This window comes from Haladaptatus sp. SPP-AMP-3, assembly GCF_049568665.1.
Taxonomy (GTDB): domain Archaea; phylum Halobacteriota; class Halobacteria; order Halobacteriales; family Haladaptataceae; genus Haladaptatus; species Haladaptatus paucihalophilus.
Genome location: NZ_CP145897.1, coordinates 881,934 through 899,612, shown reverse-complemented (window position 1 = coordinate 899,612; position 17,679 = coordinate 881,934). Strand labels below are relative to the sequence as shown.

The following is a 17,679-nucleotide window of genomic DNA, read 5'->3' as shown; positions in this document are numbered from 1 at the left end:
CGCACGTTTCTTCCCACCCCTTGCGAACAGTCACTATCTCGAGACGGATAAAATGATTGGTCAATTGTCATCTATTGCCAACCCGTTTGTATTCCCGGTCGTTTCCACTGCGCCATTGGGACGACGCACATCGTTCGCATGGGCGGTTGGCCCCCACTCTCGGATGATCGCGGCTATATTTCGGCCACACATTTCAATCGTAACGAATATATTTCGTTCGTATTACAATCGTGTAGTATGGGAAGTACTGTCGAAAACCTGCAAAATTTTGCCGACCTCGAAGATCACACCAAACTTCGGTATCTGATAATGGGAAGCGGGGTTATGGTGATTTTCGTCGGAATCGCACTGTTCGTGCTGATAGATGACCCCCTCATTGCACTGCTTGCCATCGCCGCTGGCATCCTCGACATTACCGTCGTCTCGAAATTCATCGCCAAACAGAGCAAGCGGGCCAACGAGGACGCCTGACACTATCGCACTGCAGTCGAGATTCCACGAATTGTGTTCTGACTCGAAAACGAAGGGAAGTGTAACCTCATCTCTTGGGATTCAAACCTTTCGCATTTCGAGTTCGCAAACGCCTCGCTGTCGCTCGGACGTTTACTTCCTGAAAATGCTCCGTCAGGGATTCGAACCCTGGTCCTTGCCGTGAGAGGGCAAGATGATTGGCCGGACTACACCAACGGAGCGCGCGTACTCATTCGTAATCGCACGGACTGTTTAACAGTTGCGTTTCGAGAGCGCCGTGGCTGTCGGTCACACATTCAGAAACGCGAACAGGCGCGGCTCTCGACGGAGCGATTATCCGAAAAAACGACCCTTATCTGTCGAGCGGCGACCCGGCGGCGTCGGGTTCGTGGCCGTCGAGGCTGATGATGTTCTCGCGGCCGACGCGGAGTTTGCTTATCTCGCCGTCCTCCTCCATCTCGGAGAGCAGCATGCTGACTTTGGATTTCGACCAGCCGGTTTCGTCCACGATGTTGACCTGTTTCATCCGGCCGCCGTTCTCGCGGAGTAGCTTTTTCACCCGTGCCTCGTCGGTCAGCAGTTCCTCGTCGCTGACCGCCGGTTCGGCGGAGTTGGTGGTCGATTCGGTTGCGGCGGATCCACCGGCACCGCCGCCTCCGCCTCCACCACTCGGGGTACTACGACCGGAGGACAGCGAGCCGAGGCTTCCTTGTCGCCACGCGAACACCGCGGCCAAGCCGATGAGGACGACGAGCGCCGCGATGAAGAACATCATCGGCGAGTTCGAGTCGGACCTCTCGTCGCCGCTCCCCGGTGGCACGTTCGCGCCGCCCGTGGTCGATGTCGTGCTCGTGGACGAACTCGACTGGGGTGGCGAGGAGAACTTCACCATCGGTCGCTGGTCGTTGAACTCACGGGGACCGGACCACGAGACGGAATCGCTTTCCGCCAGCGTATCGCCCGCTATGCTTCGTCCCTTCGGCGGTTGTGCGGATTTGAAGGACATACCGTCCGCGGGATAGACGACGAGCTTCTGATTATCTCCGAGGTAGAGTCCCCCTTGAAATACGTCACCGAAGACCGTCGTGTTGCCGCTGCCGTAAGCGAATCCCGACCATCGGAACGACATCTCGACGACGCCGCGGGTCGTGTCTCCGGTCAGTCCCGCTTGGTTGATGAAGGCCCGCTTGGAGAAGTTACCAGCGGTCATCTTCCGTTTCGTTCGGTTGTTCGCCGTCGAGGTCAGTTCGACCGCGTTCTCCCTGAAATTCTTATACAGTTCCGTGTCGGAGGTGTTGAAGTTCTGTGCGAACTCCTCGAACTGCTTGCGTTCTTGTTGCGTTTCTAACGTTTTTTCGTAGCGGAATGTCCATATTGCAGTGCTATCACTGTGGACGAGAATGTGAAATTCGACGTCATCGAACTCCTGGGAGGTAGTGATCTTCTGCGGAGTCGGGGCGTTGCTCTGGGCCGTCCCGAACGTGGGAAACGACGCGATGAGCAGCACCGTGATGAGGCCGACAGCCAGGAGCCGTCTCATGTACCTTATCGTCCATGGCCGGATATAAAAGACCTTGTGACGTGCGGTCGTCAACGAACTATGTTACCATTGGACACGACCGTTGCGGGGTTCTGCCACGCCGTTTCGTCGGTGCGAGGATTAGTATCAAGAACCACGAGGTCGGCACGATATCCCTCCTCGACCAGTCCGACGTCCGATAGCCCGAGGAGGTCGGCCGCGTTGACCGTCGCCGCCTCGAGCGCGCCGTCCGGCGAGAGACCGTACTCGACCATCAGTTCGAGTTCTTCCGGGATGTCGCGGTGGAAGTTGAACGGCGTTCCGGCGTCGGTTCCCATCGCTATCGTCACGCCCGCTTCGAGCGCGTGCCGGAACGCGTCTTCGAAGGCGTCGCCCGCTTCCTCCGCCTTCTCGACCGCGTAGGGAGGGATTCCGGCGTCCGTCCCCTGCTCGACGATTCCGTGGAGCGCCTTCGCAGTCGGCACCCAGTAGGTCCCTCGGTCGGCCATCATTTCGGCCGCTTCGCGGTCCATGAACGTCCCGTGTTCGATGCTCGAAATACCGGCCTTGACGGCGTTCTTGATGCCTTCCGTCCCGTGGGCGTGAGCCGCCGTCGGCACGTGTTTCGCGGCGGCGGTTTCGACGAGCGTGTTCAACTCGGCTTCGTCGAATTCGGGCGAGCCGGTGACCGCACCCTCCGTGAGGACGCCGCCGGTCGCCATGCACTTGATAACTCCCGCGCCGCGCTTGAGCTGTTCTCGGACGGCCTTTTTGACTTCCGCTTCGCCATCCGCTTCGCGCCCGAACCAGTGGCCGTGGCCGCCGGTCATCACGACGTTCTGACCGCAGGCGACGACTCGCGGCCCGTCGATGAGTCCGGCTTCGACCGCTTTTCCGGCGTCTAGCGCGAGCGTCGTCGGCGAGCCGAGGTCACGAACCGACGTCACCCCGGCGTGGAGCGCGTCGCGGAGGTTCGCCGTCGCGCGATACGATAGCATCATCTCACTGTCGTGATTCATCGTGGTCACGTCCGGTCGGCCGTCCATCGAGGCGTGAATGTGCGAGTCGATGAGACCTGGCGCGACGAACTTCCCGCTCACGTCTATCTCCTCGTCGGCCTCGGGAACGTCCCCCACCGAGACGATTTCGCCGTTTTCGACCGCGACATCGGCGTCCCGAATACCGGTCGCGTCTACGATATCAGCACCTCGGAGTACGAGCATGAGCGGTGTGAGACGCGCTACGTGATAACCATCCGGGTCGCGGCAGGGTGAGACGGTGAGGGTGTCAGCGACGTGGGCGACGGAACGTCAGCACGGTGGGCGAAAGAGGCAATTAGCTACCCTCTGAACGAAGGTGTATGGACGAAACCGACAGTTCGGAGCGGAACGCGCTGATAACCGGCGCGAGTTCGGGCATCGGACGGGCGACCGCACACGCCCTCGCCCGCGACGGTGCGAACGTCGCGCTCGCCGCGAGACGCGAATCGGAACTGGCCGACATCGCGGACGCGCTGGAAGCGGAGTACGGCGTCGAAACCGCGGTTTGTCCCGTCGACGTGCGCGACGAGTCGGCCGTCGAGTCGATGGTCGAGGAGGCGGTGTCCGCGCTCGGCGGCCTCGACGTACTCGTGAACAACGCGGGACTCGCGCGCGGCGAAGCCGTCGAGGGCCTCTCGACCGAGGAGTTTCGTGCGATGCAGGACACGAACGTCGATGGCGTCTTCTTCGTCACGCGGGCCGCACTTCCGCACCTCCGCGACTCCGCGGGCAATCTGATATTCGTCGGAAGCTTCGCGGGCCAGTACCCCCGCCCGTTCAACCCCGTCTACGCCGCGACGAAGTGGTGGGTGCGGGGGTTCGCCCACAGTCTCGAAGGTCGCGTCGGCGAGGACGGCGTGGCGGTTACGGTCGTCAACCCCACCGAAGTTCGGACGGAGTTCGGCTCCGAGGACGGCGAACCGTTCGAGGAGCGGTTCGAACCCGGCGGCGTCACCGAACCCGAGGAGATAGCCGACGCTATCGCGTTCGCGGCGGGACAGGAGAACTCGACGGTCAGCGAAATCGACGTTTACCGTCGGGACAAGTTTTCGGGCTTTTAGGGCAGCTTTCGCCGTCGTGATTTTCGGCGCTCCGACTATCCGTATCCCTCGTACTGCACGTGGTCTTCGGGGACGCCGAGGTCCCGCGCCGCGCCCGCGAGCATCGACACCATGGCGTTGACGCCGCAGGCGTACACTTCGAGGCCGCCGGGGTCGATTCGTGCATCGATATCGTAGGCCGGTTCCGCGGTGTACTCCGCGAGGTCGTCGGAGAGGTTCTCCTCGGCTCCCTCGACGAGATATTTCACGAGCGTCTGCTGGACGTAATCGGTTTCGCCCTCCCAGTCGGTGAGGTACTCCTCGCGCGAGCAGGTCGGGACGAAGTGGAAGTTCTCGTGTTCGTCGTCCAGTTCCTCGAACTCCTCGCGGTAGGCCAAGTCGTCCTTCCACGACGCGCCCAGAAAGAGCCACACGTCCCGCCGTTCGCCCTCGTACTCGTCGCGGCCTTCCTCGAAGGTGTACTTAATCATACTCCGGAGTGGCGCGACGCCCGTCCCCGTGGCGAGGAAGGCCATGTCCCGGCCGGACGGTTCTTCGAGGACGAAATCGCCGTTCGGTCCCCGAACCGTCACCCGGTCGCCCTCCGAGAGGTCTTCGAACAGCTTCGACGTGAGGCGGCCGTGTGGCACCCGTCGAACGCAGAGTTCGATGCCGTCCGCGTTCGGCGAACTGGCGATGGAGTACGGCCGCGGCGTGTGTTCGTAGCGCATCGTGGCGTACTGGCCGGGCACGAAGTCGAACTCCTCCTCGAAGTCGATGGCGACGCTCATCAGCGACGAAAACGGTCGCTGATAGCGATCTTTCAGCGACGAGAGTTCGGTCAGCAGGTTCTCGTGGCCGCGCTCTTCGCCCTCTATCACCGATACCAGTTCGTCCCAGTCGGCGTCCTCGGACTGGACTCGCTCGGCCCACTCCTCGCGGCCGTGCACGTCGAGGAGTTCCGCGGCCCGTTCGACGACGCGCTCGGTACGGTCCTCGTCGAGGGCCTCCACGCGCTCGACTCTCGCGGAATCCGTCACCAGCGGCAGCTCTTCCGCCCGTCTGTGTTGTGAGTGCTGTGATGGAATCTCCATAGCCGCCCGTGTACCGCGACGGGTGCGAGCGGTAAAACGCTTCTCGCCGTTTCGAAAGTCGGTGAAAGCATCCTGGACGCGGCCGTCCTCGCGGAGTACGGCGGCGGTTACCGAAATGCGTCTACGAATACCGAAACGCGTCCACGATTATCGAAGCGCCTCGTCGACCTTCTGGATTGGATGTGGCGGTTCCTCGCCCTGCCAGTCGCCGAGTTGCGTGCGACAGGACGCGCCGGGCGCGACGACGGTTTCCGCGTCGCTCTCTTCGACCTGCTCGAACAGAATCGACCCGACCGCCTTGCTCATCGAGTAGTGTTCGGCCTCGTAACCGAAACTGCCCGCCATGCCGCAACACCCGCTGTCGAGGGCGTCCACCTCGTAGCCCGCAGTGCGGAGGACGGTCACGGCGTGGCCGTCCTTCTTCGTCGCCTTCTGGTGGCAGTGACCGTGGTAGGTCAGCGACCCCTCGCCCGACAGCGGCAGGTCGAGGTCGAACGCGTCGAGGTACTCGCAGATTCCGTACGTGTTCGCGGCGAGGCGTTCGGCTTCCGTTCGGAGTCCTCCAGCCTCGGGGTCGGCGGAGCGCGGTTCGGTGTACTGACCGCTCGACGACCCGGACGACTCGTCCGTCGGCAGCAAATCGAGGTAGTCCGACTGGAACATCACCGCGTCGGACGGTTCGACCACCACGACGTCCCAGCCGTCCCGGACGAACGACGAGAGGGCGTCCACGTTCGTCTCGGCCTGCTCGCGGGCCGTGTCGAGCAGCCCTTTCGAGTGGGCGGGTCGCCCGCTCCCGGCCACGCCGGACGGGATTCTGACGTGCACGTCCGCCGCTTCGAGGACGCGAATCGCCGCCTTCCCGGCCTCCGGGTGGTTGTGGTTGGTGTAGGTGTCGGGAAAGAGCAGGACGCGCCGAGTGGCCTCCTCCTCGGAAACCCGCGTTCCGCGCTCTTCGAACCAGTCTTCGAGGGTTTCGCGGTGGAACGTCGGCAGACTTCGCTCGCTGGCGATACCCAGCGCCTTCTCCGCGACGAACCGCGCGCCGGGGAGTTCCGTCGCCCAGTTCGAGACGGGCGCGAACGCGCTCCCGAGCGAAGAGAGCCGGTCGATGTTTCCGAAGATGCGGTCGCGGAGGCTCGCACCGTGTCGCTCGTGGTACTCGTGTTCCACCTCGGCCTTCAGCTTCGCCATGTCCACCTCCGAGGGGCAGTCCTTGGCACAGCCCTTACAGCCGATACAGAGGTCCATCACCTCGTGCATGAACTCCACGTCGAACTGCTCTTCGTCGGAGAGCGAGCCGCTCATGGCCTGTCGGAGCATGTTCGCCCGTCCGCGGGTGCTCGTTATCTCCTCGTCCGCCGCGCGGTAGGTCGGGCACATCACGCCGCCGGTGGTCTCCTGCCCGCCGCGACAGCCGCCACACCCGTGACAGAGTTCGACCATCCCCTCGAAGCCGTTCTCGTTCTCCCAGTTGAGGGTCGGGTCGAAGCCGGAATCGAACTCGTAGCCGGGGTCGAACCGGAGGTTCTCGGTCATGTCCACGTCACCACAGACCTGTCCGGGGTTGAGGAGCCAGTCGGGGTCGAAGGCCGTCTTCAGGTCGCGGAAGACCTCCCACACGTGGTCGCCGTACAGTTTGTGGTTCCACTGGGTTCGCGCGCGGCCGTCGCCGTGCTCGCCCGAGACGCTGCCGCCGTACTCGACCACGAGGTCGGTCACGGCGTCGGCGATGGACTCCATCTGGTTGACCCCCGCGGGACTCTTGGTGTTGACGAGCGGGCGAACGTGCAGACACCCCGGTCCGGCGTGGGCGTAGACGCTGGCGAACGTGTCGTTGTCCTCCAACACCTGCTGGAAGTCGGCGACGTATTCGGGCAGGTTCTCCGGGGGGACCGCGCTGTCCTCGATGAACGAGATGTGTTTCGCGTCGGTCGTCCGCGAGAGCAGAATGGGCAGGCCGGATTTGCGCAGTTTCCAGAAGCGGGCGCGCTCGTCCTCGTCGTGGGCCTCCATCGCGGAGAGCGCTCGGACTTCCTCGCGGTCGTCCCGGAGCTTCGAGACCTTCTCCCGGCCGTCCTCGTCGTCGGTCGCGTAGAACTCCACGAGGAGGACGGAATCGGTTCCGTCCGGGAGCATCTCCACCACGTCGCGGAACTCCTCGGTATCCTCGGCGAGCGAGATGAGCACGTTGTCGAGCACCTCGACCGCCGACGGGTCGTGGTCGAGAATCGGCGCGACGTCCTCCATCGCGTCGTTCAGGCTCCCGTAGGTCAACAGCGCCATCGCCTTCGTTTCGGGGATGGGTTCGAGCGAGACGGTCGCCTCCGTGACGATGGCGAGCGTTCCCTCGCTCCCGGCGAGCAGACGCGCGAGGTTGACGTGCCCTTCCTCGGCTTCCTCGATGAGCCTATCGAGGTTGTAGCCCGAGACGTTGCGTTTGAGTTGCGGGAACACCTCCTCCACCGCGTCCCGCTCCTCCTCGACGATGCGGAGCACTTCCGCGTAGATGCGGCCTTCGAGCGAGTCGTCTCCGGCACCCTCTCGAAGCTCCTCCAGCGTCACGTCGCCGAAGCGCGTCACGGTGCCGTCGGCGAGGACGACCTCGCACTCCTCGATATAGGCGTCCGTCTTCCCGTACTTCAGGGAGTGTGACCCCGTGGAGTTGTTGCCGATGGCTCCGCCGAGGGCGCTCTTGTCGCGCCACGCCGGGTCGGGCGCGAACTTCAGGCCCTCCTCGGCCAGCGCGCGGTTCAACTCACCGAGGACGATTCCGGATTGGGCGCGGGCGGTTTCCGCTTCCGGGTCGAAGTCGAGCAGGTCGCCCATGTGGCGCGTGAAGTCCAGCACGACGGCCTCGTTGACCGACTGCCCGGCGAGACTCGTCCCGCCGCCGCGAGGGAGGACGGGTATCTCGCGCTCGGCGCAGTACTCCATCACCGACGCCACGTCGTCCGTCGAGGTCGGGAAGACGACACCGATGGGCGTCACCTCGTACGCGCTCGCGTCGGTCGCGTACAACTGTCGGGAGTATTCGTCGAAGCGGACCTCGCCGTCGACCAGCGTCACGAGGTCGGAGACCAATCCTGTGCGTGCCACGCTATCCGAATGATAGTCGTAGTTCGCGCGGTCGTCGCGGGCCGGGTCACCCGCGTCACGTGTTGCCATACGGTGTCGTAAGGAAGGCGACCCGAAAAGTCATGCGGGGTTGGGGCAAGTGACGCGGGCGACGCGCGACACGATGGGCGCCGCGCACTCGCGTCGGTTCGTTCTTCTGTTGGCCGTAGTTCGGTTGGTCGCAGTTCGCGCGGTCATCTCCCCCCGTTCGTTTCGACCGGTCGTCGTTCACCCGGTCCGAAGCGGTTCCGCGCGGATACTGAATTCAACTATTTCCACCTGAATACTACTGAACTATACTAGCGAGAAATCGGTCGAACGGTGTTTCAGACCCGTCGGACGCTCGGCGAGGCCGCGCGCCAGAAGTCGAAGAGCACGTCGCGCTTCAGCAGGGCGAAGCCGGTGAAGATGGCGGCGAAGCCGATGACCGTCGTGCTGGCGACGAGTTCGCCCAGCACCAGCCAGCTGAGGAGCGTGGCGACGACGGGTTCGAGGTAGCCGACGAGGTTGAGTTCGGTCGCGCCGATGGTGTCAAGCAGGTGGAAGTAGATGAGGAACGCGACGACGCCCGAGATGAGCACCAAGTAGGTCAGGGACGCGACGGCCGACATCGACCAGTCGATAGCGGCGGGGGACTCACCAGTACCGAGGCTGACTGCGTGAATGAGGACCGAGCCGAACAGCATGGACCAACCCTGCAGCGCGGGCACCGAGACGCCGGTTTCGAACGGCCGTGTGAGGACCGACCCGAGGGCGAAACTCGCGGCGGCGAGAAAGACGAGGCCGATACCGACCGCGTCGGTCGAAAGGAGGTTCGCGGGAGTCGGGTTGGCGACGATGGCGACGCCGACGACGCCACAGAGCAGGCCGACGGCACCGAGCGGAGTGACGTGTTCGTCGGCGAAGAGAGTGCTGGCGAAGACCGCCGTGAGAACCGGTGAAAGGCTGACGATGACCGCCGCCAGCGCGCCGGGCACGTGTTCTTGGCCGAGGTAGAGGAGGCTGTGGTGCCCCGCGATGATGAACGCGCCGATGGTCACGATTCCGAGCACGTCCCCTCTGGTCTGCGGCTTCCAGCGGTCGGTCGTCACGGCGGCGTAGCCGAGGATAAGCAGGCCAGCCACGTCGTAGCGCACCGCCGCGAACAGGAGCGGCGGGAAGTGGTGAAGCCCCACGTCGATGGAGACGAACGAGCCGCCCCAGAACAGCGCCAATAATGCAAACATCACACCGTTCATCGGTAGGTATCTACCGAATTTCGTTTGAGTCATGGATTTCTATCCAATCCTATCAGGTGCACCTTGTTAAATCCTTCTACAAAGAAGGCCACTGATACTGAATCTCATACAAACTTCAACGGAATCTTTACATCAATTCGTTATTATGAATCATGAGGATGTGCGTGATTCGAACGGAAATCGTCCGTCGCCGCTGAACTCCAGATGTTAAGTATGACGGACGTATAATTCGAAATCAATGGACGAACGCGACGTCACCCTACTCAAGGCGATATCGGACCTCGAAACGGGAAGTCCCGAGAAACTGCACGAGGAAACGGACATCCCCGTTTCGACCATCCACTACCGACTGAACAACCTCCGAGAGGCAGGTGTCATCGAAAACGACCTCTACGACATCGACTTGGAGGAGTTCGGTCTGGGTGTCACCGTCGTCGTGGAGGTGTTCGCCGATTACACGGGGTCATATCGGGACTTCGGGGAGAAGATACTCGACATCGAGGGCGTCACGCAAGCGTACTTCACGATGGGCGAAACCGACTTCATCGTCGTCGCACACCTCACCGGGCGCGAGATGGTCGAACGGCTCATCGGCGATTTCGAGCGCATCGAGGAGGTGGACCGAACGAACTCCACGTTCGTCATCTCCACGCTCCGCGACTCCCACCGCGTGCTCCAGAGCTACAGTTTGGACACGCTCGTCGACGAACTCGCGGAGGACTGAATCGACGAGCCGCTCGCGTTCCCGTTAGTCGCCGCCTCCGCCGTCGCCGGTCGAACAGCGCGCCGAAAGCGATTCCCTGTCGGCCGCGACACAGGAGATAGAACTGATGCGACCGGTGGCCGTCGGGTCCGGTTGGAACGTGATGCTGTCGCCCACCTGAATCTCGTTGAACAGCGTGCGATGCGTGGTGTACAGCGTCCGTTCGCCCTCCTTCGCGTCGTTCGGCCACGCGGACCGATACTGTTCGAGAGTCACTTCGTAGGTCACGGTGCCGAACGACTCGGTGAGTCGGGTTCCTTCCGACTCGTTCACGACGACGTTGCCGGGGTCGCTGCCCGGGTTTCCGGGGAAATCGTCCCGAGCCGACACGCCGCTCGGGGTCGCGGAGAGGACTCGCGTTTCGTCGGCGCGGACGGTCTTTTCGACCACGCGGCCCTGATTCGTGCCGAGGACGGCCTTCGTACACCCCGTAACCGAGGCCACGGCACCGACCGCACCGACTCGGAGGAACTGGCGGCGGTTCACGTGCCACGCTTTGGGGAACCCACGGATAATTCTGTCTACCCGCGCCGAACGAAAGCACGAAACCCCTGCCGTCCCTACGCCGGGATATGATTCGAAACATCGCGGCGAACGTGCAGGCGTTCACCAGTAACGCGTTCCTCGTGGACGGCGACCGGACCGTTCTCGTGGACACCGGGTCGAACTTCGACGCCGTGTCGCAGGTCGAGGAGACCGTCGACGACCTCGATGCGGTCATCGTCACGCACACGCACCCCGACCACGTCGGCAACCTCGATGCGGTCAAGGAGGCATTCGACGTCGAGGCGTTCGGCTTCGACCCCGACCAGTCCGGCATGGACGTCGCAATCGAGGACGAGGCTGTCGTGACCATCGGCGACGACGACTACCGCGCGCTCCACACGCCGGGGCACAAGGACGACCACCTCTGTTTTTACTCCGAATCGGCGGACATCCTCTTCGCGGGGGACCTCGTGTTCCAGAACGGCAGTTTCGGCCGAACCGACCTCGAAGAGGGCGACCGCGCGGCGCTCATCGAGAGCATCGACCGCGTGCTCGACGCGGTTGACGAGGACCTGCGCGAGATGCACGTCGGCCACGGTCCGAGCGTGACGACCAATCCGTACCACGACATCGAACTGGCGTCACAGGCCGCGCGGATGCGGTAACGAATTTACGACGCTACGATTACGACGCTACGACAGTGCCTCGTACGCGTCTCCGTACGCGGACGCGATTTTCTCGGGATCGTTTCGCTCCGCCTTCGAAAGCGGTTCGAGGGGCATCGTTTCGGCGGGGTCGAGCAGGTTCACCACGTCCGACACGCGTTTTTCCATCGTCCCGTCGTGGACGCTGTTGTCGGCGACTTCGCACGCCTTCGCGTAGCGCGCGCCGTCGTACACTCGGACGCGGCGGGGTTCGACGACGGCCACGGCCTCGAACTCGACGCCCTGAATCGGACGGGCGATGTCGCTGTAGGACTCCACGACCGCCCGCTCTTCCGACCGGATGCGCTCGGCCAGCGCCCGGAAGTGCGGGAAGTAGCGGCGCTCGGTCTGGTCGTTCAGTTCCGAGAGGGAATCGACGACCACGCCGTCCGAAAGCGGAAGTTGTTCGCGTACGTCATCGGGCAGCGAGACGGTACCGTTGACGACGAACCCGTCGCCGACGCGGTCCACGAGGAACTCGCGTCCCGACTGACCGAGGAGGCCCTTTCCCTCGCCGGGCGCGGGCCGCCAGAGTCGATGCACCGGATTGAGGTCCTCTGGGTCGGCGTCGCCTCGACTCGCGGACGCGAGTCGCTTCGCGTCCTTGCCGTAGAGTCTCCCGCCCGCGAGCGCGGCCGTGGCGTCGTCGTGGTCGAACCAGAAGTCGTTGCCCGCGCGCGGCTTGAACCCGACGCCGCCGATGTAGTCGAGGAGGCCGACCGTGAACGTCGTCTTCCCGGCGTCCACGCGGTCGCTTCCGGCGACGAGAACCGTCATGTCTTCAGGCCGTAGTAGCCCGGTTCCTCGTCGGTCGGCGGTTCGGCGACCACGAGTTTCTCGGAGTTCCGCATCACCCACGGAATCGCCCAGTCCAACAGGATGTCCTCCGTCTCGACGTCGATTTCGGCGTCCGGGTCGAGACCCTGCAGCAGTCGAGCGATTTCGTAGACCGAGTACATCGTGTCCTCGTCGAGTAGCTCGTCCGGTTCGTAAAAATCACAGGGGTACAGCTGCTCGAACTCGTCCTTTGGCTTTGGCATGGGTGGACGTACGTCCGAGCGGGCGTAAAAGCTCCCGAATCGACCCGCCAGTTCTCGGATATAATTCAGGGAAGTCGTTATAAATATAACGGACGACCATGACAACCGAGTATTTATAACAGCCGTTCGAGATAGGAACTGACATGCACGAGGAATCGGGGAGCGAGACGGAAGAGGCGCTCGTCTCCGCCTTCGCTGAATTCGGCGGTACCTATCTCCGGGATATCTGGTTGTTCGACCAGTCGGATCACGAACGGCTCTTTCTTCGGGAGGACGTCGCGGAAAAACTCGAAGCGGTCGACGTGGAGAAATTCGTCGACAACGAGCGGTTCGGGTTCATCACGCAGGACACCTACGACCAACTCTACTACGCCACGTATCAGTACACCGTTCGGGGGTTCGACGATTTCGAACAGTTCCGTATGTTCTTCGACGACGACGACCGGCACGTCGGCGTGTTCGCCAGTTTCGACCGACAACCCGGCGGCCACGATTACGAATCACTGCACAGCCACGTCACGGATATCGCATCCGGGTACGACGTTCCGGTGGTGACGTCGGACACGGAATAGCGTCCGCTGTTCGGGGAGTTCGCTCGAAAGAAAATCGGTGCGTTCGGGATTATTCGAACCGCGAAACGACGTTTTCGTAGTTGTCAGCAACCTCGTCCCAGTCGATGACTTCGAAGACGTTCTCCACGAAGTCGCCGCGGTCCGGCCCGTAGTCGTAGTAGTAGGAGTGCTCCCACACGTCCACCGCGAGAATCGGGTGGCTGCCCCAGAGCGCGCCCTGGTCGTGCTTGTCGACCTTGACGTTACGGAGCTGTTTGGCCACCGGGTCGTACACGAGGAGTGCCCAGCCACCGGCGGCGCTCGCGGCGGCTTCGAACTCGCCCTTCCATCCCTCGTAGGAACCGAAGTCCTCCTCGATGCGGTCGGCGAGGTCTCCCTCGGGTTCGCCGCCGCCGTTCTCGTCCATGTTCTCCCAGAAGAGGGTGTGGAGGTAGTGACCACAGCCGTTGTGGGTCACGTTACCCAGCGCACCCGCCGTGCTGGAGTAGTCTCCGGACTCGCGGTTCTCCGCGAGGGTCTCCTCGGCGCTGTTGAGGCCGTTTACGTAGCCCTGGTGGTGGGTGTCGTGGTGCCACGTGAGAACCTGCTCGGAGATGTGCGGTTCCAGCGCGTCGTAGTCGTACGGGAGCGGTGGTAGTTCCGCGTTCGATTTTTCTGCCATATATGTATTACCTCCACTAACTATATCTCACCTCGGCCTGTTAAACCTTGAGGAGAAGTTCGCTAACATACAGCACGATACGTCGGCAAAATATTCTGCTTTCGGACGCCAGCTCGGCCGTTACATGCCGCTGGCTTCGTCGTAGCGTTCTTCCACGTCGTCCCAGTTGACGACGTCCCAGAAGTTGTCCACGTACTCGCCGCGGTTGTTCTCGTACTGGAGGTAGTAGGCGTGTTCCCACACGTCCAGCACCAAGAGCGGCGTCGTCCCCTGCGGCGATTGGTTCTGGTGATTCTCGGCCATGCTCACGATGGGAATGTCGGCCACGTGGTCGTAGAGCAACATCCCCCACCCCGAGCCTTCGACGCCCTTCGCGGCCTCGGAGAAGTGCGTTTTGAACTCCTCGAACGACCCGAACTGCTCGTCGAGGGCGTCGGCGAGGTCGCCGCCGGGTTCGCCGCCGCCGTCCGGGGACATGTTCTCCCAGAAGACGGAGTGGTTGACGTGTCCCGAGAGGTTGAACGCGAGGTTGCGCTCGACGCCCTTGACGTCGCCCCACTCGTCGCTTTCGCGCATCTCCTCGAGTTTGTCGAGCGCGGCGTTCGCACCGTTGACGTAGCCTTGGTGGTGCTTGTCGTGGTGCAATTCCATGATGCGCTCGTCGATGCTCGGTTCCAGTGCGTCGTAGCTATACGGCAGGTCCGGTAGTTCGTAGGTTGCCATTGATAACCCCGGAGGGTGGTCAACGGTCGTCGTGTTAAGTGTTGAGGCGACGCACGCGGACGGCGTGTCCTCACACGGTGACCCGACGGGAACGGGGGTCGCCCGCACGGCCGAGAAACCCGAGGAACACTCGGCGACGCGTCCGTCTCTCGTTGCCAGTCATTATCGAATACCCGTCTCGTGTTCACCCAACACGGGTGTCGATTAAATCTCCGATGGGACGTTTTCGGAGTTAGAAACCACCCGATACGTTTTAACCGCCGAAGTGCGGTAATCGATTTGTGAGTGAGGAGCCGCGTCCAGTCGAGTTGTTTCGCTTGCTGGACGACGAGTACGCGCGTACCATCCTCACGAAAACGAGCGAACGACCGATGTCAGCACAGACCCTACGCGACGAATGCGACGCCTCGCTTCCGACGATTTATCGGCGGCTCAACGACTTGGAAGCGTGTGACTTGATAGAGAAATACACCCGCCCGGAACCGGACGGAAACCACCGCTCGATGTACGAGGCCGCGATCGAACACGTCGAAATCGACATCGAGGACGGCGACCTCGAAGTCACCGTTACCGAGCGCGAGGACACGGCCGACCGCTTCACTCGCGTCTGGGAAGGAATGCGGAGGGACTGACGATGCGCCTCGAACTTCTCGCCGGGAAACTCCTCGTCATGGCGCTCGGACTGCTAATCGCGTATCAGGGATTCCGCGGCTACCGGCGGAATCAGAGCGAACCGATGTTCTTCGTCGCCGTCGGTTTCGTCTTCCTCACGCTCGGCGGGACGATGGGCTGTACGCTCATCCACACCCTCGGTATCTCCGCGTTCGTACTCGGCATCGCGCAGACGATGTTGGTTGCGGTCGGCATGGGCTTCGTCCTCTATTCCCTGTACGGATGACGCGTCGTGGTCCTCGACCCGACCGTCACGGACGACTGGCTCGACGGCCGAAAGTGCGTCGCAAAAACGTGAGGTACCGCGAAGGAATCGGCCTCGGTCGCTCACGACCGAGTTAGTCGTCTTGGTTCTGGGCGTTCCAGTTCTGGGCGTTCGACCACGCGGCCTGCACGTTCTCGTTGCTCTGGTAGCTCGCTTGGATGGCAGTCGCGTCGCCGGATTCGGCTTCGCCGCTGTCGTAGCCGTTGTCGCCGTCGCTCGGGTTCACGCTGATGGCACCCGAGAGCGCGACGTTATCCTCCTGTTCGTTGTAGTTCCCCTGTGCGACCGCCTGGCTCTGGTCCACGTTCGACACGGCGGCTTGGCCGCTGAGCTGTACTTGGTTGTCGTCCGCCACCGCGGCCGCGTTTCCGGCGAAGCCGACGGCGAACAGACTGGCGATAACCGTCATCGAAAGCAGGATTTTGAGCGTCTTTTTCATGGTTTTCTCTGCGGGTGCGAGTTCACCTCCCGGTTCCCGTGGTTCGGTCGGTTCTCACGCGGGTCGGTCGGAAGGTGCGCAACCCTGTCCTCGCCTGTCGGGGGGTCGCTATTTCAACCCCGGTCACCGTTGAGCGGCGTCTACCGACTCCTTATCGACCGTCTTCTAGGTTACCGCGACGATAGCGGGAGTTACGACGCTCGCCGCATGCGCGCACCGCCACGGACAGCGACGATACCGCGTCGACAATCGGCGCTTGGTCCGTCCATCGAGCGTGAACGCCGACGCTTCACGACCGTTCAAAACGCGCTACGCACGGTTGTGAACGCTACACCCGTGGCGCTTCCCCTCCGTCCCTCTGACCTACCCCCTCGCGTTCTCGAACATCGTGATGGCCATCTCGCGGCGCTCCGAGTGGTCCACGATGGGGTCGGGGTAGTCGGGTGCCAGTTCCCGACGTTCGTCCGGGTCCAACTCGGTCCACTCGTGAACCGTCTCCGGGTCCACGTCCGCCAGTTCGGGGACGAACCGTTTGATGTACTCCGCGTCGGGGTCGAACCGTTCGCCCTGCGTCGAGGGATTGAAGATTCGAAAGTACGGTTGGGCGTCGGTACCGGTCGAGGCCGCCCACTGCCACCCGCCGTTGTCGTTCGCGGTGTCGTGGTCCACGAGTTTCCTCCGGTACCAGTCGTAGCCCTCGCGCCAGTCCACGAGCAGGTCCTTCGTCAGGAAAGAGGCGATTATCATGCGGACGCGGTTGTGCACCCACGCCTCCTCTCGGAGTTGGCGCATTCCGGCGTCCACGATGGGATAGCCGGTCTCGCCGTCCTTCCACGCTCCCACGCCGTCGGGGTCGTCGCGCCACGCGATGTCGTACTGGTAGTCCTTGTAGTTCTCCGCGACCACGGACGGGGTGTCGTCGAGGACGTGCGCGTAGAACTCCCGCCACGCGAGTTGCCCCTGGAACTCCTCGACGGATTCGGCCGCGTCCTCGCTCTCTGCGTCGTTTTTCGCCCGTTCGGTCGCCTCCCACGCCTCCCGGATTCCGACGGTGCCGAACTTGAGATGCGGTGAGAGTCGGGAGGTCGATTCGCGCGCCGGGTAGTCGCGCGCTTCGTCGTACCGATACACGTCGTCCTCACAGAACGCCGAAAGCAGGTCGCGGGCCGCCTCGGTCCCGGCGGGGGGAATTTCTGCCTCCGGGTCCTCGAAGTCGAGGTCGGCGAGGGTCGGTATCTCGATTCCCTCCTCGGTCACCTCGTCCGGGACGACGATTTCGTCGGGCGCGTCGAACGGCGCGTCCTTTGCCCTGTCGCGCCACTTCTTCCAGAAGTAGGTGTACACCGAGTAGTAGTCGTCCTGATTCGTCGTGATGCTCCCCGGCGTGTGCAAGAGCGCGTCGTGGAACGCCCGCTGTTCGATTCCCGCGTCCGAGAGCGCGTCCCGGACATCGGCGTCGCGTTCCTTCGCCAACCCGGAGTAATCCCGATTCCAGACCACGCGGTCGGCGTCGGCGGCCGCCGCGATTCGGGGAATCTCCTCGCGCGGGTCGCCGCGGAGGACCAGCAGGTCGCCGCCGCGCTCGCGGTAGGACTCCCGGAGCGATTCGAGCGCGGACAGCATGAACGACACCCGAGGCGGGGCCGCGTGGGAGAGGACCGCCTCGTCGAAGACGAACACCGGAAGAACGGGGTCTCCCATCGACAGCGCGCGGTTGTCCCCGATCCGAAGGTCGCGGCGGTGCCAGTGGACGTGCATACCGAACGGACGGCGACGACCCACTTAACCGTCGAACCCACTCTGTGGGGTTTCTCGACGCCCCGGCGACGAAATTA

General features: G+C 63.0%; 19 protein-coding genes and 1 tRNA gene. 7 read left to right on the top strand and 13 right to left on the bottom strand.

The window, feature by feature from the left end:
* Window positions 1-237: 237 nt before the first annotated feature.
* Window positions 238-471 carry a TRADD-N-associated membrane domain-containing protein gene (locus tag V5735_RS05305; protein ID WP_423745403.1) on the top strand — a complete coding sequence of 78 codons (234 nt, stop codon included), beginning with the start codon at window positions 238-240 and terminating at the stop codon, window positions 469-471.
* 146 nt (window positions 472-617) lie between these two features.
* Here the strand turns inward: V5735_RS05305 and V5735_RS05300 are convergent.
* The 3 genes from V5735_RS05300 to V5735_RS05290 all read right to left on the bottom strand — a co-directional run bounded on the left by V5735_RS05300 (window position 618) and on the right by V5735_RS05290 (window position 3,213).
* Window positions 618-692: transfer RNA gene (locus V5735_RS05300), tRNA-Glu, on the bottom strand.
* A 131-nt stretch (window positions 693-823) separates the two neighbouring features.
* Window positions 824-2,011 (bottom strand): DUF7343 domain-containing protein, encoded by a 1,188-nt coding sequence (locus V5735_RS05295; RefSeq protein WP_423745402.1) that lies wholly within the window; start codon window positions 2,009-2,011, stop codon window positions 824-826.
* A 50-nt stretch (window positions 2,012-2,061) separates the two neighbouring features.
* On the bottom strand, window positions 2,062-3,213 hold the full coding sequence (locus tag V5735_RS05290) for an amidohydrolase family protein (protein ID WP_423745401.1): 1,152 nt from the start codon (window positions 3,211-3,213) through the stop codon (window positions 2,062-2,064).
* A 137-nt stretch (window positions 3,214-3,350) separates the two neighbouring features.
* Between V5735_RS05290 and V5735_RS05285 the strand changes: the two genes are divergently transcribed.
* Entirely contained in the window at window positions 3,351-4,091 is a 741-nt protein-coding gene (locus V5735_RS05285) for an SDR family oxidoreductase (RefSeq protein WP_423745400.1), read from the top strand.
* 35 nt (window positions 4,092-4,126) lie between these two features.
* Here the strand turns inward: V5735_RS05285 and V5735_RS05280 are convergent, their stop codons facing one another.
* The 3 genes from V5735_RS05280 to V5735_RS05270 form a co-directional block, all read right to left on the bottom strand.
* Complete coding sequence (locus V5735_RS05280) at window positions 4,127-5,164, bottom strand: ferredoxin--NADP reductase (protein ID WP_423745399.1); 1,038 nt, start codon at window positions 5,162-5,164, stop codon at window positions 4,127-4,129.
* 147 nt (window positions 5,165-5,311) lie between these two features.
* Window positions 5,312-8,332 carry an FAD-binding and (Fe-S)-binding domain-containing protein gene (locus V5735_RS05275; RefSeq protein WP_423745398.1) on the bottom strand — a complete coding sequence of 1,007 codons (3,021 nt, stop codon included), beginning with the start codon at window positions 8,330-8,332 and terminating at the stop codon, window positions 5,312-5,314.
* A gap of 275 nt (window positions 8,333-8,607) precedes the next feature.
* A complete protein-coding gene (locus V5735_RS05270; RefSeq protein ID WP_423745397.1) occupies window positions 8,608-9,507 on the bottom strand; it encodes a DMT family transporter in 900 nt (299 codons plus the stop codon).
* A gap of 250 nt (window positions 9,508-9,757) precedes the next feature.
* Between V5735_RS05270 and V5735_RS05265 the strand changes: the two genes are divergently transcribed.
* The gene (locus V5735_RS05265; RefSeq protein WP_007978427.1) at window positions 9,758-10,243 is read left to right on the top strand and encodes an Lrp/AsnC family transcriptional regulator; all 486 of its coding nucleotides are present in this window, start codon (window positions 9,758-9,760) and stop codon (window positions 10,241-10,243) included.
* A 24-nt stretch (window positions 10,244-10,267) separates the two neighbouring features.
* On the opposite strand, the gene V5735_RS05260 is transcribed toward V5735_RS05265, so the two are convergent.
* Window positions 10,268-10,768 (bottom strand): hypothetical protein, encoded by a 501-nt coding sequence (locus V5735_RS05260; protein WP_423745396.1) that lies wholly within the window; start codon window positions 10,766-10,768, stop codon window positions 10,268-10,270.
* An 86-nt stretch (window positions 10,769-10,854) separates the two neighbouring features.
* Between V5735_RS05260 and V5735_RS05255 the strand changes: the two genes are divergently transcribed.
* On the top strand, window positions 10,855-11,433 hold the full coding sequence (locus V5735_RS05255) for an MBL fold metallo-hydrolase (protein ID WP_423745395.1): 579 nt from the start codon (window positions 10,855-10,857) through the stop codon (window positions 11,431-11,433).
* A gap of 27 nt (window positions 11,434-11,460) precedes the next feature.
* On the opposite strand, the gene V5735_RS05250 is transcribed toward V5735_RS05255, so the two are convergent.
* Window positions 11,461-12,249: an ATPase gene (locus tag V5735_RS05250; protein WP_423745394.1), complete on the bottom strand. Its 789-nt coding sequence runs from the start codon at window positions 12,247-12,249 to the stop codon at window positions 11,461-11,463.
* Window positions 12,246-12,512 carry a DUF5827 family protein gene (locus V5735_RS05245; protein ID WP_007978435.1) on the bottom strand — a complete coding sequence of 89 codons (267 nt, stop codon included), beginning with the start codon at window positions 12,510-12,512 and terminating at the stop codon, window positions 12,246-12,248. The genes V5735_RS05250 and V5735_RS05245 overlap by 4 nt, the downstream gene beginning before the upstream one ends.
* Window positions 12,513-12,655: 143 nt before the next feature.
* Here V5735_RS05245 and V5735_RS05240 point away from each other — a divergent pair, with 143 nt between their 5' ends.
* A complete protein-coding gene (locus V5735_RS05240) occupies window positions 12,656-13,084 on the top strand; it encodes a DUF7522 family protein (RefSeq protein WP_423745393.1) in 429 nt (142 codons plus the stop codon).
* Between the two features lie 49 nt (window positions 13,085-13,133).
* On the opposite strand, the gene sod is transcribed toward V5735_RS05240, so the two are convergent.
* Both sod and V5735_RS05230 read right to left on the bottom strand, forming a co-directional pair.
* The gene (sod, locus tag V5735_RS05235) at window positions 13,134-13,745 is read right to left on the bottom strand and encodes a superoxide dismutase (protein WP_007978438.1); all 612 of its coding nucleotides are present in this window, start codon (window positions 13,743-13,745) and stop codon (window positions 13,134-13,136) included.
* A 120-nt stretch (window positions 13,746-13,865) separates the two neighbouring features.
* Window positions 13,866-14,468, bottom strand: a complete 603-nt coding sequence (locus V5735_RS05230; RefSeq protein ID WP_423745392.1) for a superoxide dismutase — start codon at window positions 14,466-14,468, stop codon at window positions 13,866-13,868.
* A 281-nt stretch (window positions 14,469-14,749) separates the two neighbouring features.
* Here V5735_RS05230 and V5735_RS05225 point away from each other — a divergent pair, with 281 nt between their 5' ends.
* A complete protein-coding gene (locus tag V5735_RS05225; RefSeq protein WP_423745391.1) occupies window positions 14,750-15,100 on the top strand; it encodes a helix-turn-helix domain-containing protein in 351 nt (116 codons plus the stop codon).
* A 2-nt stretch (window positions 15,101-15,102) separates the two neighbouring features.
* Window positions 15,103-15,366: a DUF7521 family protein gene (locus tag V5735_RS05220; protein WP_007978443.1), complete on the top strand. Its 264-nt coding sequence runs from the start codon at window positions 15,103-15,105 to the stop codon at window positions 15,364-15,366.
* Between the two features lie 112 nt (window positions 15,367-15,478).
* Here the strand turns inward: V5735_RS05220 and V5735_RS05215 are convergent, their stop codons facing one another.
* Entirely contained in the window at window positions 15,479-15,844 is a 366-nt protein-coding gene (locus tag V5735_RS05215; protein ID WP_423745390.1) for a hypothetical protein, read from the bottom strand.
* A 363-nt stretch (window positions 15,845-16,207) separates the two neighbouring features.
* Complete coding sequence (locus V5735_RS05210) at window positions 16,208-17,602, bottom strand: cryptochrome/photolyase family protein (protein WP_423745389.1); 1,395 nt, start codon at window positions 17,600-17,602, stop codon at window positions 16,208-16,210.
* Window positions 17,603-17,679 lie beyond the last annotated feature (77 nt).

Excerpts from the sequence above, each read along its gene's own strand:
- V5735_RS05215 (WP_423745390.1), bottom strand. The coding sequence starts at position 15,844 with ATGAAAAAGACGCTCAAAATCCTGCTTTCGATGACGGTTATCGCCAGT.
- V5735_RS05280 (WP_423745399.1), bottom strand. The coding sequence starts at position 5,164 with ATGGAGATTCCATCACAGCACTCACAACACAGACGGGCGGAAGAGCTG.
- V5735_RS05255 (WP_423745395.1), top strand. The coding sequence starts at position 10,855 with ATGATTCGAAACATCGCGGCGAACGTGCAGGCGTTCACCAGTAACGCG.
- V5735_RS05245 (WP_007978435.1), bottom strand. The coding sequence starts at position 12,512 with ATGCCAAAGCCAAAGGACGAGTTCGAGCAGCTGTACCCCTGTGATTTT.
- V5735_RS05295 (WP_423745402.1), bottom strand. The coding sequence starts at position 2,011 with ATGAGACGGCTCCTGGCTGTCGGCCTCATCACGGTGCTGCTCATCGCG.
- V5735_RS05270 (WP_423745397.1), bottom strand. The coding sequence starts at position 9,507 with ATGTTTGCATTATTGGCGCTGTTCTGGGGCGGCTCGTTCGTCTCCATC.
- V5735_RS05210 (WP_423745389.1), bottom strand. The coding sequence starts at position 17,602 with ATGCACGTCCACTGGCACCGCCGCGACCTTCGGATCGGGGACAACCGC.
- V5735_RS05275 (WP_423745398.1), bottom strand. The coding sequence starts at position 8,332 with ATGGCAACACGTGACGCGGGTGACCCGGCCCGCGACGACCGCGCGAAC.
- V5735_RS05290 (WP_423745401.1), bottom strand. The coding sequence starts at position 3,213 with ATGCTCGTACTCCGAGGTGCTGATATCGTAGACGCGACCGGTATTCGG.
- V5735_RS05220 (WP_007978443.1), top strand. The coding sequence starts at position 15,103 with ATGCGCCTCGAACTTCTCGCCGGGAAACTCCTCGTCATGGCGCTCGGA.
- V5735_RS05240 (WP_423745393.1), top strand. The coding sequence starts at position 12,656 with ATGCACGAGGAATCGGGGAGCGAGACGGAAGAGGCGCTCGTCTCCGCC.
- V5735_RS05250 (WP_423745394.1), bottom strand. The coding sequence starts at position 12,249 with ATGACGGTTCTCGTCGCCGGAAGCGACCGCGTGGACGCCGGGAAGACG.
- V5735_RS05265 (WP_007978427.1), top strand. The coding sequence starts at position 9,758 with ATGGACGAACGCGACGTCACCCTACTCAAGGCGATATCGGACCTCGAA.
- V5735_RS05305 (WP_423745403.1), top strand. The coding sequence starts at position 238 with ATGGGAAGTACTGTCGAAAACCTGCAAAATTTTGCCGACCTCGAAGAT.
- V5735_RS05230 (WP_423745392.1), bottom strand. The coding sequence starts at position 14,468 with ATGGCAACCTACGAACTACCGGACCTGCCGTATAGCTACGACGCACTG.
- V5735_RS05285 (WP_423745400.1), top strand. The coding sequence starts at position 3,351 with ATGGACGAAACCGACAGTTCGGAGCGGAACGCGCTGATAACCGGCGCG.
- sod (WP_007978438.1), bottom strand. The coding sequence starts at position 13,745 with ATGGCAGAAAAATCGAACGCGGAACTACCACCGCTCCCGTACGACTAC.